Genomic DNA, 12,910 nt, shown 5'->3' on the forward strand with positions numbered 1-12,910 from the left:
GGCAATAGCAATAGATTTAACCATGATGCGACAGGATCCGTTTGAGGTCGAGCGTGTTTCCGCATCGGTTAGCGCCGCGCTGTTACAGCGGCACACGCGGCGCGACTGCCCAGCTCTAGCGAAATCACGTAACATGATGCGCGACTATCGCGGCCCGCAGCAACAACTCTGCGTGTCAGCCGTCCGATTTGTTTTTCACGACCTCGAAGGCCCGAACCATCATGCTGAACTGGGATGACCCGCTCGCGATCACCGCACACCCGACAACACCGCGCCCGGGACAGGGACTCGTCGATAACGCAACTTTGATGCAAACCGCTGGCGCGGCACCGAGCGTCAATCCTAATCCGATTAGCTGGACGCACGCCGATGAACAAATTTTGCTCAAAACGCCGACCCCTCATCACGGCGCGACCGGACTGGAGTCGCTCACACTGGGCGCGAGTCGCGTGCGGGTTGATGATAAACGCATTATTAATTGTCGCGCCGATCTGAATCAACTCGTGCCTTTTAAATATGATTGGGCTTGGCAAAAATATCTCGACGCCTGTGCTAATCACTGGATGCCGCAAGAAATCAGCATGAATGCCGATCTGGCACTTTGGAAAGATCCGCACGGCCTAACCGACGACGAACGCATCATTATTAAACGCAATCTGGGCTTTTTTTCGACCGCTGATTCACTGGTCGCTAATAATTTAGTGCTTGCCGTGTATCGCCATATTACCAATCCAGAATGCCGACAATATCTGCTCCGTCAAGCCTTTGAAGAAGCTTTACACACCCACGCTTATCAGTATATTGTCGAAAGTCTCGGCCTTGATCAAGGCGAAATCTTTAATATGTACCGTGAAGTGCCAGCCGTTGCCCGTAAAGCAGAATGGGCGTTGCCATTTACGCAGTATCTCGCCGATCCGCATTTTCAAACCGGCACCATCGAAAACGATCAGCGCCTATTGCGGGAATTAGTGGCCTTCTATGTCATCTTTGAAGGCATCTTTTTTTATGTCGGCTTTGTGCAGATTTTAAGCATGGGGCGACGCAATAAAATGACCGGCACCGCTGAACAGTTTCAATATATTCTGCGCGATGAATCCATGCACATGAATTTTGGCATCGATGTCATCAATCAAATCAAAATCGAAAATCCACAACTGTGGACAGCCGAATTTCAACAGCAACTGATTAGCATGATCCGCGAAGCAGTTGAACTCGAAGCACAGTACGCTTATGACACCATGCCGCGTGGCGTGCTGGGATTGAATGCGCAGATGTTTGAAGAATATCTGCATTTCATTGCCAACCGGCGCTGTGCGCAAATTGGTTTAGCCGAGCAATATTCGGGCGCAACTAATCCATTTCCCTGGATGTCGGAAGTTTTAGACTTAAAAAAAGAGAAAAACTTTTTTGAAAGTCGCGTCACCGAATATCAAACCGGCGGTGCATTGCGCTGGGATTGAGTGCTAGATTTTAGAGCTGTGTGTCACATGAATATTCGCGTTTATCGCTATAATCCCGACACCGATTCGCGTCCGCGCATGCAGGACTATGTCGTCTCAACTGCTCAGGGAATGATGCTGCGCGATGCACTATTAGCGATTAAAGCGCAAGATGAATCATTCAGCTTTCGGCATTCTTGCGGCGAAGGTGTATGCGGATCGGATGCCGTCAACGCGAATGGGCGCAATGTTTTAGCCTGTATTACGCCAATCAGTGAATTACGCACGCCGATTATTGTGCGTCCATTACCCGGGCGACCTGTCATTCGTGATTTAGTCGTTGATTTAACCCAATTCTATGAGCAATATCGTGCTGTCAAACCCTATTTAATCCGCCATGATCCTTTGCCGGAGCAGGAAATTCCCCAAACCCCTGCTGAACGCGACCAACTCGACGGTCTTTATGAGTGCATTCTTTGCGCCTGTTGCTCGACTGCCTGCCCGTCGTTTTGGTGGAATCCGGATAAATTCCACGGTCCGGCGGCATTATTGCAAGCCTGGCGTTTTCTCGCTGATAGCCGCGATCAAGCGACCGAAGCGCGATTAAATGCGCTTGAAGGCCCGTATAAATTATTTCGCTGTCATAGCATTATGAATTGCGTTGAAGTCTGCCCCAAAGATTTAAATCCAACCCGCGCAATCGGCCAGATTAAAGCCTTGATGCTTGAACAGGGATTATAGAATACGCTGCGATGAACGCAATTCAGCCCGATGCCAATGATTGTATGACGCTGCCGCGTTTGCGCTGGCAATGTCGGCGCGGCATGTTAGAGTTAGATGAATTACTCGGACGCTTTCTCGATTGCGGCTATCCTGAATTATCACCCGCCGAGCAACGCGCATTTGTGGCATTGCTTGAGACAGCGGATCCGCAATTACATGATTGGTTTATGGCGCGTTCACAACCGCCAGAACCATCGCAACGCGCCCTGATCGCACACATTTTGGCGGTCGCGCAAGCCGCGCCCCACCCGCGTTGACTGCGCATGAGCACCCCGCGCACCTATCCACCGCTGGTGTTAGAACCGCGTGTGTCGCGTTGGCTATTGGGCGTGGCGCTTATCATTGCACTGTTGGCGCTGGCCGTGACCGCCGTGCTACCACTGGGTTGGCTTAGGTTGCCACTGACTGGAATCGTGTTCATCAGCGCCTGGTGGACACTGTGGTGCGATGTGCTGGGACGTGCGCCCGTGTCGATTCAATCTGCAACCTGGGAATCAACAGGATATTGGGTATTGCAACACGTTTCGGGGTATACCTGCACAGCGCGACTTGCTACAACAACCTTTTTCAGTCCAGTGGGCGTGGCGCTGGTATTCATTATCGAGGAATCTTGGTGGCGACGGCGCACACTGGCATTAGCGCCTGATTCACTGGATGCAAATACTTTGCGCCGTTTGCGGCAGCGATTGCGTTTAGCGGGCGCACGCATTGAACGCGACGCCTAAATTCAATGCAAATTATACAGCTTTATGTATTATTGGAGCGCATTAAATCATGCGAGTGCTTGTAACTGGTGGCGCAGGTTATATCGGCAGTCATACCTGTTTGGAATTACAACAGGCGGGTCATCAAGTCGTTGTAATCGACAATCTTTCTAATAGCCGTGAAGATGCACTACGGCGGGTTGGTGAAATTACTGGTCAAGGGGTTGGTTTTTTTGAAATCGATTTACGTGACCGCGAAGCATTAGACGCGATTTTGCGTCAAGGCCGATTTGATGCTGTGATTCATTTTGCTGGTCTAAAAGCAGTTGGCGAATCAGTCGCGCAACCGCTGAGTTATTATGATAATAATATTCAGGGGACGCTCTCGCTCTGTCAAGCAATGGCAGCGGCTGAGGTGCGTAATTTAGTTTTTAGTTCTTCAGCAACAGTATATGGCGATCCGGCAACAGTGCCAATTCGTGAGAATTTTCCGCTAGGGCCAACGAATCCCTATGGGCGCTCTAAGCTATTTATTGAGGAAATCTTGCGCGATTTATATATTTCCGATCCGCGCTGGAATATCGCTTTGCTGCGTTATTTTAATCCGGTTGGCGCACATGTAAGCGGGCGCATTGGTGAGGATCCCAACGGCATTCCTAATAATTTGATGCCCTATATTGCGCAAGTTGCCGTTGGGCGATTAAAACGGGTGCGAGTATTTGGCAATGATTATCCGACAACTGACGGAACCGGCGTGCGCGATTATATTCATGTCGTCGATCTGGCACGCGGCCATTTAGCGGCATTGCGTTTATTGTGCGATGCGCCAGGTATTGTCACCTATAATCTCGGCACAGGGCGCGGTTATAGCGTATTAGAAGTGATTGCCGCTTTTGAGCAAGCGAGCGGGCGCACTATTCCATATGAAATAGTTGAACGACGTGCCGGTGATATTGCCTGTTGTTATGCTGATCCAACACGCGCCCATGATGAATTAGGCTGGCGGGCTGAATATGATTTGGCGCGGATGGTGACAGATGCGTGGCGCTGGCAGTCACAGAATCCTGATGGCTATTAAGCGATAGGTTTTAATACGCATCGCTGTTAGTCTGATAATATTTAAGTGTTTTTTGCTGAGGAGGCCAAATGGCCATTAAATCAGATCGCTGGATACGACGCATGGCGGTCGAATATAACATGATCGAACCCTTTGAACCGAATCAGGTGCGCGTAGGCGAGCATGGGCGCGTAATTTCCTATGGCACATCGAGCTATGGTTATGATGTGCGCTGTGCCGATGAGTTCAAAATCTTTACAAATATCAACTCAGCAATTGTTGATCCGAAAAATTTTGATTCTAATAGCTTTGTTGATCTTAAATCGGATGTCTGCATTATTCCGCCAAACTCGTTTGCGTTGGCGCGTACAGTGGAATATTTCAGAATTCCGCGCACGGTGATGACAGTTTGTCTTGGAAAATGCTTGACGGCTGACACGCGCGTTGTTGATGCAGAGAGCGGCGCTTATTTACCAATCGTTGATTTTGCTTTTGGGCGTTCAACTTTAGGAATGAAAGATTGGCGTTTAAAATCTGTCAAAGTAAGTGCCTTTTTGCCACAAGGTAAAAAACCAGTTTATCAGTTAAAGACGCGCACCGGATTAAAAATACGTGCGACGGCTAACCATCCATTTCGCCAATTGCATGGTTGGACAGCACTAGAAGATCTTAAAATTGGGGATCGAATCGCTGTTGCGCGTGAGATTCCGGTATTTGGCAAAACGCCGATTCCAGATTGGGAAGCAATTCTACTAGGATTGATGATTGCTGAAGGTCAGTGCAAAACACCTGGCTATAGCCCTGTTTTCACGACAGCCGATCCCGTGTTAGCGGATTTGCTAAGTCAGTGTGTTCAAGAAGGTCAGCTTGGTGTCACAACCTTCAACGGCAAATATGGTCATCGTCTTGTCAATAAAGCCGAACGTGGCGGGATTCCAGAAAAAAATCGCGCTAACCAATGGTTAAAAAACTATGGTTTAGATGTCAAAGCTGATAAAAAATTTGTGCCGCAAGCTATTTTTATGTCGCCAAAAGAAACAACGCGCCTGTTTCTTCAAGCATTATTTTCCGGCGATGGCGGATTCTATGGTTCTGGTCAAGGATTTTTCCTTGAATATTATTCAAGTTCCCGCCGCTTGATTGAAGATATCCATCACTTATTATTAAGATTTGGAGTGTTTTCGCTCATTCGCGAGAAAAAAACTGCTATTAACACTGACGCTTATCGTGTTCAAATTACGGATCGCGATCAAATTAAACGCTTTGCGACTAAAATTGGATTTTGGCCGGGCTCGGTCAAACAGCTTCGCTTAGAGCAAGAAATTATGCCAGCCGTCTTAGCTTTGGGTTCACGTCAGCGTAGCAATTTTGATACGCTCCCTAAAGCAGCGAATGAATTGCTGAAAACAGCGGTTGCGCGTGCCGATATTAGTTTAAATAGTTTGGAAGTTCATACAAATCCGACGCAATCTGTTGCCTATCGTTCAGCAACACAGGTTGCGCTTGCTACCCAAGATCCAGATTTGCTCCCGCTGATTGACGGGCCGGTATGGGATGTGGTGGTTGAAATTGAATACATCGGCGAAGAGGAGGTTTTTGATCTCAGCATTCCGAATGTGCATAATTTTGTTGCAAATGACATGATTGTGCACAATTCAACGTATGCACGTTGCGGATTGATCGTCAATGTCACCCCGCTAGAACCCGAATGGGAAGGTCATGTTACGCTCGAATTTTCTAATACCACACCCTTGCCGGCAAAAATTTACGCCAATGAAGGTGTGGCACAGATTTTATTTTTTGAATCGGATGAAGTGTGCGAAACTTCGTATAAAGATCGCGGCGGTAAATATCAAGGACAACGCGGCGTGACTTTGCCGAAATCCTAATTGATTACCGCTGGCAGCTAAATGCTAATTGCTGGCCATTTTCTTCGCACACCGCCGAAATATCCGCCAGTGCGCATCAAAACTCGCAAGCCAAGTATCGGCCTGATGCGCACGCCAACCAATTAACGCGCCTGCATAGCGAATCACGTCGCGGTCGTGCTCATCGGCCAGCAGGGTTGCGAGCACATCCGACATCACCGCGACATCATGCAGCGCCCCAAGCACATCTTGTAACCCTTTTAGCGCCTGAATCAACGCCTCCAGTCCGGGCGTGACCGGCGCGAAAAACTCAGCGGCATAGCGCAATTTTTTGCAGTCAATACGCAACCTATGCAACGACGCGGGCACCTGTCGGTCGAGATCCAGCCCCGCAGCGAGCACGTTTTGCTGTAAGCGCATCAGACGTTTTTGGGCATAGTGTGCAAGCGGGCGTTCCAGTTGCTGCCGCGCTTGCGGCGATAATTCGGCCTGTTCCCAAGCTGCGTGCTCAAACCAATGCGAAAAATCCTGCTTAAATTGCGCATAGCGAACACTGTCGAGCAGTGCGCCCACTGCTGCATAGGCGGCCGTCCGCTGCTCGGCGGCACGAGCGGCCAGACGGTCGCCGCCGGGCAGCGTTAACCGCTTGCGGATGGTGTTTAAGCTGCTGTCGATGAACACATCCAGATCACGCGCCGGGCCAAGCTGATTGGCGATCCAGCGCAGTTCATCGCGCCACGGCTGGCTGACCGCTTTGGGTACGGCGGAGCGAAACGCCGCGAGCGCCGCTCGCAAGCGCCGTAAGCTCACGCGAAGTTGATGCACCCCTTCTGGATCGCCCCCCGAACGCGTTACCGGCTCCCACTGCGCCAGTGCGGCGAAATCCTGACGCAGAATCACTGTCAGCGCCGCGCTGACCGACAACTCAGCAGTCAACGTTTGTTCAGATGTGTCAGGTGTGCGCCGCATCGCCGTCGCCTCTGTTCAGAACGGGTGCTGATGTCTGCCGCCGCGTTAATGCAGCCGGAAAAAAGTCACTTGATCGCGCAAGGTTTGCGAGAGTCTGTTGAGCTGTGCGCCCTGGCTGAATCCCGAATCGGCGGCCTGCGCGTGTTCCTGTGCTAATTCGGCAATCTGATTGATCGCGACCGCGATTTCCTCGGCCATACGGCTTTGCTCTTCGGCGGCACTGGCAATCTGCTGGGTCATATCGGTGAGCACATCGACCGATTCGGCAAAGGCTTCGAGATTATGTACCGCCTGACCATAGTGATTGACGCTCTGTTGCGCACGGTCACGATTAGCATGAATCACCGTGACCGCTGCTTTGGAGCGACTGCGCAGGGCGTCGATCAAGGCTTCGATTTCCTCAATCGAATGCTGGGTACGCTGCGCCAGTTGGCGCACCTCGTCGGCGACCACGGCAAACCCGCGCCCATGCTCCCCAGCGCGAGCAGCTTCAATCGAGGCATTGAGTGCTAACAGATTGGTTTGACTGGCAATTTCGCGGATCACGCTTAACACATTGCCGACATCTTGACTGCGATCAGCCAGCCCGAGCACAACCTCGGCGGCTTGCTCGATCTCGTGCGCTAAGGCTTCGATCACATGCGTGGTTTGGTCGAGAATCTGACGGCTATTCTCGATGCGTTGATGGGCATTATCGGTCGCTTCGACCGCCCGGCTGGTGTGATCGGCGACCTGTTGCGCGGCATTGGCCAGATGAGTCACGGCCTGATCCATGTGTCCGGTTTCAGCTTTTTGCCGATCAAACTGGATTTTGCTGGTTTCAGCCAAGCGCACCATCTGCCCGGCAGAGTGATGTAGATCGCCGCTCGCGCTATGCAGATGGCCAATAATCTGACGCAACCGCTCGACCATATTTTGCAGCGCCCGCATCAGTTGCCCGACTTCATCTTGGCGTTCAGTGGCAAACGACACACTGAGATCGCCCTCAGCCAGCGCCGAAACCGTTGCCAGCGCATGATAAAGCGGGCGCAGCGCGTAGCGCATGTAATAAAACAAGCCGAGCGACGCCAGCACCAACAGCAGCGCCACGCCGGTATAGGCGATGCGATCAAAGCGCCGCTGTTCACGATAGGCTGCGGTATCGTCAGCGACGCTGACCAAATGCGCCAGCGGTTGCCCGTCGAGACCGCGCAGCGGCAGCACGGTTGCGGTATAGATGGTCTCAGCGACGTTGAGTGTCTGGCGGTCGATCTCACCCAGCGTCGGCCAGACCAGCGGGAGCTGGGCGAAGCGTTCCGGGTGCGTGCCGTCAAAGAGCGTACCGTTGGCAGCGGTGAGATAAATCTCAGCACCCTGCACCGCTTTGAACCGCTCTAACACCGTGTGCAGCGATTTTTGAAACACGATGGTGCCGATCAAATCGTGACGCACGCTGAGCGGAAAGGCCAGCAGCGCCACTGGCTCACCGGTCGCTGCCGCGCCGAGACCCGCTTGCGGCTGTTGGGTGCGCGTGACCGAACTGACTAATATTGGCACCGCTGGCGAGCGCGAAGCGGATGCGGCGTCCGTGAGCGGTGCGCCACTGGTATCGAACACGAATAATTGATCGAAATAGCCTTGCTCGCCGGTCAAGTTGGTCAAGGTTTCCAGAGCATGTTGCACAGCAGCGACATCGTGGCTTTTGAGCGCCTGCCGAAGGGCAAAATCGCGCTCAAAATCGAGCCGCCCGCTGTGCATCTGCTCAAACAGACGCTCTAGGCTTTGATTCCAGACGAGTTGACGGCCCGAAGCGGCCTCCTGCATCACGCGATCTTGCAGCCGCGTTTGGCTAAAATGTGTAACAAGAATCAGCGTCGCCGCGACCGTCAAGGTGACGAAAATGGCGGCCAGCGTGACACTTTTACGGATGGTCATAAGGAAAATCGCGGCGTTATTTCAATGCAGATGGCGCAATGATTCATTCAAACAAAAACGTATGACTAACTTGTGACGAAGCCGAGCGCAGCCGGTATTTGCATCCGGTCTATTCGGGTTGGGCGTTGTTTCACGCTGAGGTTCGCGCTACAGTCATGCGTCAATAGCATTGAGTGGCGGTATGCGTCAGGATGGCCATTAACCGAGTATGAACAAACACTTAACCGCAGCCAAATCAGCTCAACAGATCAACTGAATAGACTGTTTTCTTACATGATGACTACCCTCACGCAACCGCCACCGCTGACGACCATGCTCGAAGCCTTAATCGGCACGCTTTCCGTCAGCAGCGTGACGTCGGCCTTCGATCACAGCAACGAACCGCTGATTATGCTGTTAGCCGGTTGGCTGGAGCGGGCTGGATTTCAGGTTGAGATTCTGTCGGTGCCTGGGCATCCACGCAAATTTAACCTGCTCGGCACGCTCGGCTCTGGCCCCGATGGTCTGGTGCTGTCGGGTCATACGGATACTGTCCCTTTTGATGCGCCACTCTGGAACTATGATCCGCTCAAGCTCACCGAGGCCAACGGGCGCTATTACGGGCTGGGCACATCAGATATGAAGGCGTTTTTTGCGCTGGCGCTGGAAGCGGCGCGGGGCCTGCAAGCGGCGGATTTACGTGCTCCGCTGATGATTTTAGCCACTGCTGATGAAGAATCAGCGATGCACGGTGCCCGCGCCCTCGCCGATGCCGGACGCCCACTCGGACGGCACGCGCTTATCGGTGAACCGACTAATTTGCGCCCGGTGCGGCTCCATAAAGGCGTGATGGGCGAAGCGGTGCGGCTGATTGGGCGCAGTGGTCATGCCAGCGATCCGCGTTTTGGCAACAATGCGCTCGATGGGATGCACGCAGTCCTGTCGGCGCTGATGGCTTGGCGCGAGACCTTGCAACACACCCATCAGCATCCGGCATTTCCGGTGCCCTATCCCACTGTCAACTTTGGTCAGATTCGCGGCGGCGACAATCCCAACCGCATCTGTGGCGATTGCGAACTGCATCTGGATCTGCGCGTGCTGCCGGGCATGGATCCGGCAGATTTGCGTGCCGAATTAGCGCAGCGCGTAGCGGAAGTCAGCGAGCGGCGCGGGTTACAGTGGTCAGTTGAGCCGCTGTTTACACCGATTCCACCCGCTGAAACGCCCGCTACTGCGCCGATTGTGCGGGCCTGTGAATCGCTGACTGGCTATTGCGCCGAGGCGGTGAGTTTTGGCACAGAAATGCCGTTTTTGAATCAACTCGGCATGGATACGTTAATTCTTGGGCCGGGTGATATTGCACAAGCGCATCAGCCGGATGAATTTTTAGCCCTTGATCGCATTCCACCGATGCTGGAGATTTTGCGGGCGTTAATTCAGCAGTTTTGTGGTGTGCGCTCATAATGCGCACTGATTTTAAATGCTGAAGATCATCGCTTCAGCATTCTATTGGTTACGGCGCTGCTCAATAGAAGATAAGCACAGAAAAGCAGCAAAATGGTGCCCACGGCAGGATTTGAACCTGCGACCTATCGCTTAGGAGGCGATTGCTCTATCCAACTGAGCTACGAGGGCGTATAGAGACAGACAGAATCAGGCATTTTAGCCCAGCGTGGACGCCTGAATGACATCCGACTTGAATCCATCAAATGCAATCAGCGAGCGTGATTACAACACAATCACGCCCGCTCTGTACTAGTAAAAAATCATCACATCAACGCGGCGACACTAATCCCAGCAGATGCGCCATATCTTTTAAGAAGATGCGTAAATGCGCACCGGGACGCGCTTTCACTAGCCGCTTATTCATATAGGCTTCCCAAGTCAGATATTGAATATCTGGATCAGCGCAGAGACTGACAAATCGCTCGCGGCGCTTATCGCTGGAATACCAGAAACGCTGCATCATGCCGAGCACCCAAAAGACCTTGCCGTGATCTTTCATAAACCGCTTACGCGCCAGTTTTAGTGCTTTAGGATCACCCGTGCGGCAAAATTCATCGACCGCTTGCGCCGCTAATCGACCGCCGAGCAGCGCATAATAAATGCCTTCGCCGGACGCTGGCGCAACCACGCCTGCGGCATCACCGGCAAGCAAAATATCGCGTCCATTATCCCAGCATTTGAGCGGCTCAAGCGGAATCGGCGCACCCTCACGACGTAAAATCTCGGCATCAGCTAATCCAGCGCGGCGGCTTAATTCCGTGCAGGCAGCACGTAATGAAAAACCGGGCACGGCAGTGCCAACGCCAACGCTAATTGTATCGCCGTGCGGAAACACCCAGCCGTAGAAATCCGGTGAAATATCGCCTTGATAATAAACATCACAGCGGCTGTTATCAAAGCCTTCCGGTGTGCGCAGAATTTCGTGATAGGCTGAAACATATTTAACTGTTTCATAGCCGGGAACATAATGCTTGCCGACAAATGAATTAGCACCGTCTGCGCCAATAATGGCCCGCGCTCGAATCTGTTCACTTGGCGAATCATTGCGACCCTGACCCGGACGATAAACGACAATCGCTGTGCCATCGTTATCGCGCTCGATCTTTTCAAAGGTGCCGGTTACGCGGGTCGCGCCGGACTCAGCCGCTCGTGTTCGGAGCCACTCATCAAAATGCTCGCGATCCACTAAACCGACATAACCATTTTCAATCGGCATATTCACCTTGCGGTCTGAAGGTGAAATCATGCGAGCGGATGTAACGCGATTTGCCAACACAGATTCAGGTAAATCAAATTCACGCATCGCTTGCGGTGGAATAGCTCCGCCGCAAGGTTTAATACGTCCAGCGCGGTCGAGTAAGCAGACAGAACGACCGAGTTTGGCTAAATCATTCGCTGCCGTTGCACCAGCCGGGCCGCCGCCAATCACGACGACATCAAAGGTTTTAAGGTTAGACATGAATACAATCTCGCTAGGAATTTAGACAGGATGAACAAGATTTATCAGGATTAACAGGATTTTTTTAAAGATTATTTAAAATCCTGTTAATCCTGAAACATCCTGTAAATCCTGTCTATTTTAAATTAGGCAGCAGAAGCCAACCCGCGCACGGCAAAGGCACTAATCATCATGCCGGTGACATAGACGGTGACGCCTAAACCACTGAACCAAACAGCGCGTTCAATTGGTTTAGCGAGAAACCGTACCATCAAGGCAACCTGAATCAATAAGACGACGGTGACTGCAATCGCGTGCGCGGGTTTATCCCAAGCAAACAGCAGCGCAATCACACCCGCTTGCGGTAAACCCATGACGCTACAGGCCCACCAAGCTGCTTTATCGACGCCTAATTGCACTGGCAACGAGCGCACGCCCATTTGAATATCGCCTTCAATGGCTTTGAAATCATTGAGCGTCATAATACCGTGCGCACCAAGACTATAGAGCAGCGCCAGTAATAGAATTTCCCAGCCGGGTAAAGCGCCACCAATCATCACGGCAGCGCCAGTAATCCAAGCTAATCCTTCATAGGAAATGCCGGCAGCTAAATTGCCCCACCAGCCGTTATTCTTAAAACGTAGGGGCGGCATACTATAGCCCCAAGCAATGAAAACGCCGAGTAATGCCATGCCAAAAACCCAGGGGCCAAGCGCATAGGCGAGTGCTAGTGAAACGGCTGTCCACATCAGCGATAAATACAAACCCCAGCGTCCGGGAATGCGACCGGACGGAATTGGGCGATTGGGTTCATTGATGGCATCAACATGCCGATCATACCAATCATTGACAACCTGACTGGTTGCGCAGAGTAATGGCCCGGCGAGCAGAATACCGGCCAGCAACAGCCACCATTGTTCCAGAATTGGCGCACCGGAAGAGACCACGCCACAGGTAAACGCCCACATCGGCGGAAACCACGTAATCGGGTGCAAGACTTCGAGAATCGCCTTCGGTTCGGGATACGTCCGGGTCAGGCTGACCGTGGTGTGATTCATGCAAAAAACCTGTCGTTCTAGGAAGGTGTTTATTTCTAAAATGCGCTGAGGTGAATTGAGAACCACACAGGCGCAAAGAACTCAAAGATTATTTTAGATCATTTTAGTTGATGATTAAGCAGAGTCGATTCCAATGAATTGCTATGATGCTTAATCTCAAACCATGAATAAACTTTGCGCCCTTTGCGGTTCCAA

The 12,910-nt window shown here is 52.0% G+C and carries 12 protein-coding genes, 1 tRNA gene and 1 pseudogene; 9 read left to right on the top strand and 5 right to left on the bottom strand.

Features of this window, described 5'->3' with window-relative positions; translation table 11 throughout:
* The first annotated feature begins 22 nt into the window (after positions 1-22).
* The 8 genes and pseudogenes from BLW10_RS00220 to BLW10_RS00255 all read left to right on the top strand — a co-directional run bounded on the left by BLW10_RS00220 (position 23) and on the right by BLW10_RS00255 (position 5,872).
* The gene (locus BLW10_RS00220) at positions 23-238 is read left to right on the top strand and encodes a hypothetical protein (protein ID WP_091331363.1); all 216 of its coding nucleotides are present in this window, start codon (positions 23-25) and stop codon (positions 236-238) included.
* Complete coding sequence (locus BLW10_RS00225; protein WP_091331365.1) at positions 222-1,460, top strand: ribonucleotide-diphosphate reductase subunit beta; 1,239 nt, start codon at positions 222-224, stop codon at positions 1,458-1,460. The genes BLW10_RS00220 and BLW10_RS00225 overlap by 17 nt, the downstream gene beginning before the upstream one ends.
* Positions 1,461-1,487: 27 nt before the next feature.
* Positions 1,488-2,180: a succinate dehydrogenase iron-sulfur subunit gene (locus BLW10_RS00230; RefSeq protein WP_091331367.1), complete on the top strand. Its 693-nt coding sequence runs from the start codon at positions 1,488-1,490 to the stop codon at positions 2,178-2,180.
* 11 nt (positions 2,181-2,191) lie between these two features.
* Positions 2,192-2,479 carry an FAD assembly factor SdhE gene (locus tag BLW10_RS00235; protein WP_091331369.1) on the top strand — a complete coding sequence of 96 codons (288 nt, stop codon included), beginning with the start codon at positions 2,192-2,194 and terminating at the stop codon, positions 2,477-2,479.
* A gap of 6 nt (positions 2,480-2,485) precedes the next feature.
* The gene (locus BLW10_RS00240) at positions 2,486-2,947 is read left to right on the top strand and encodes a protein YgfX (RefSeq protein WP_091331371.1); all 462 of its coding nucleotides are present in this window, start codon (positions 2,486-2,488) and stop codon (positions 2,945-2,947) included.
* A gap of 49 nt (positions 2,948-2,996) precedes the next feature.
* A complete protein-coding gene (galE, locus tag BLW10_RS00245) occupies positions 2,997-4,004 on the top strand; it encodes a UDP-glucose 4-epimerase GalE (protein WP_177168949.1) in 1,008 nt (335 codons plus the stop codon).
* Positions 4,005-4,072: 68 nt separating this feature from the next.
* Positions 4,073-4,432: pseudogene (locus BLW10_RS14080) on the top strand (dCTP deaminase); the annotation flags it as partial.
* Complete coding sequence (locus tag BLW10_RS00255) at positions 4,409-5,872, top strand: LAGLIDADG family homing endonuclease (protein ID WP_425425869.1); 1,464 nt, start codon at positions 4,409-4,411, stop codon at positions 5,870-5,872. The pseudogene BLW10_RS14080 and the gene BLW10_RS00255, both read left to right, overlap by 24 nt.
* Before the next feature lie 24 nt (positions 5,873-5,896).
* Here the strand turns inward: BLW10_RS00255 and BLW10_RS00260 are convergent, their stop codons facing one another.
* Together BLW10_RS00260 and BLW10_RS00265 are read right to left on the bottom strand one after the other, a co-directional pair.
* On the bottom strand, positions 5,897-6,820 hold the full coding sequence (locus tag BLW10_RS00260) for a CHAD domain-containing protein (RefSeq protein WP_091331374.1): 924 nt from the start codon (positions 6,818-6,820) through the stop codon (positions 5,897-5,899).
* A 45-nt stretch (positions 6,821-6,865) separates the two neighbouring features.
* On the bottom strand, positions 6,866-8,734 hold the full coding sequence (locus tag BLW10_RS00265; protein WP_091331376.1) for a methyl-accepting chemotaxis protein: 1,869 nt from the start codon (positions 8,732-8,734) through the stop codon (positions 6,866-6,868).
* 273 nt (positions 8,735-9,007) lie between these two features.
* On the opposite strand from BLW10_RS00265, the gene argE reads away from it, so the two are divergent.
* Positions 9,008-10,177: an acetylornithine deacetylase gene (gene argE, locus BLW10_RS00270; protein WP_425425867.1), complete on the top strand. Its 1,170-nt coding sequence runs from the start codon at positions 9,008-9,010 to the stop codon at positions 10,175-10,177.
* 94 nt (positions 10,178-10,271) lie between these two features.
* Here argE and BLW10_RS00275 read toward each other — a convergent pair.
* The 3 genes from BLW10_RS00275 to chlG all read right to left on the bottom strand — a co-directional run bounded on the left by BLW10_RS00275 (position 10,272) and on the right by chlG (position 12,715).
* Positions 10,272-10,348 (bottom strand) — tRNA-Arg (locus BLW10_RS00275).
* 139 nt (positions 10,349-10,487) lie between these two features.
* Positions 10,488-11,678, bottom strand: a complete 1,191-nt coding sequence (locus BLW10_RS00280; RefSeq protein ID WP_091331378.1) for a geranylgeranyl diphosphate reductase — start codon at positions 11,676-11,678, stop codon at positions 10,488-10,490.
* A 125-nt stretch (positions 11,679-11,803) separates the two neighbouring features.
* The gene (gene chlG, locus BLW10_RS00285) at positions 11,804-12,715 is read right to left on the bottom strand and encodes a chlorophyll synthase ChlG (RefSeq protein ID WP_091331380.1); all 912 of its coding nucleotides are present in this window, start codon (positions 12,713-12,715) and stop codon (positions 11,804-11,806) included.
* Positions 12,716-12,910: the final 195 nt, after the last annotated feature.

It is taken from the genome of Allochromatium warmingii (genome assembly GCF_900107145.1).
Lineage (GTDB): Bacteria > Pseudomonadota > Gammaproteobacteria > Chromatiales > Chromatiaceae > Thermochromatium > Thermochromatium warmingii.

Coding starts and splice junctions, on each gene's coding strand:
- BLW10_RS00220 (WP_091331363.1), top strand. CDS start 23: ATGATGCGACAGGATCCGTTTGAGGTCGAGCGTGTTTCCGCATCGGTT.
- BLW10_RS00225 (WP_091331365.1), top strand. CDS start 222: ATGCTGAACTGGGATGACCCGCTCGCGATCACCGCACACCCGACAACA.
- BLW10_RS00230 (WP_091331367.1), top strand. CDS start 1,488: ATGAATATTCGCGTTTATCGCTATAATCCCGACACCGATTCGCGTCCG.
- BLW10_RS00235 (WP_091331369.1), top strand. CDS start 2,192: ATGAACGCAATTCAGCCCGATGCCAATGATTGTATGACGCTGCCGCGT.
- BLW10_RS00240 (WP_091331371.1), top strand. CDS start 2,486: ATGAGCACCCCGCGCACCTATCCACCGCTGGTGTTAGAACCGCGTGTG.
- galE (WP_177168949.1), top strand. CDS start 2,997: ATGCGAGTGCTTGTAACTGGTGGCGCAGGTTATATCGGCAGTCATACC.
- BLW10_RS00260 (WP_091331374.1), bottom strand. CDS start 6,820: ATGCGGCGCACACCTGACACATCTGAACAAACGTTGACTGCTGAGTTG.
- BLW10_RS00265 (WP_091331376.1), bottom strand. CDS start 8,734: ATGACCATCCGTAAAAGTGTCACGCTGGCCGCCATTTTCGTCACCTTG.
- argE (WP_425425867.1), top strand. CDS start 9,008: ATGATGACTACCCTCACGCAACCGCCACCGCTGACGACCATGCTCGAA.
- BLW10_RS00280 (WP_091331378.1), bottom strand. CDS start 11,678: ATGTCTAACCTTAAAACCTTTGATGTCGTCGTGATTGGCGGCGGCCCG.
- chlG (WP_091331380.1), bottom strand. CDS start 12,715: ATGAATCACACCACGGTCAGCCTGACCCGGACGTATCCCGAACCGAAG.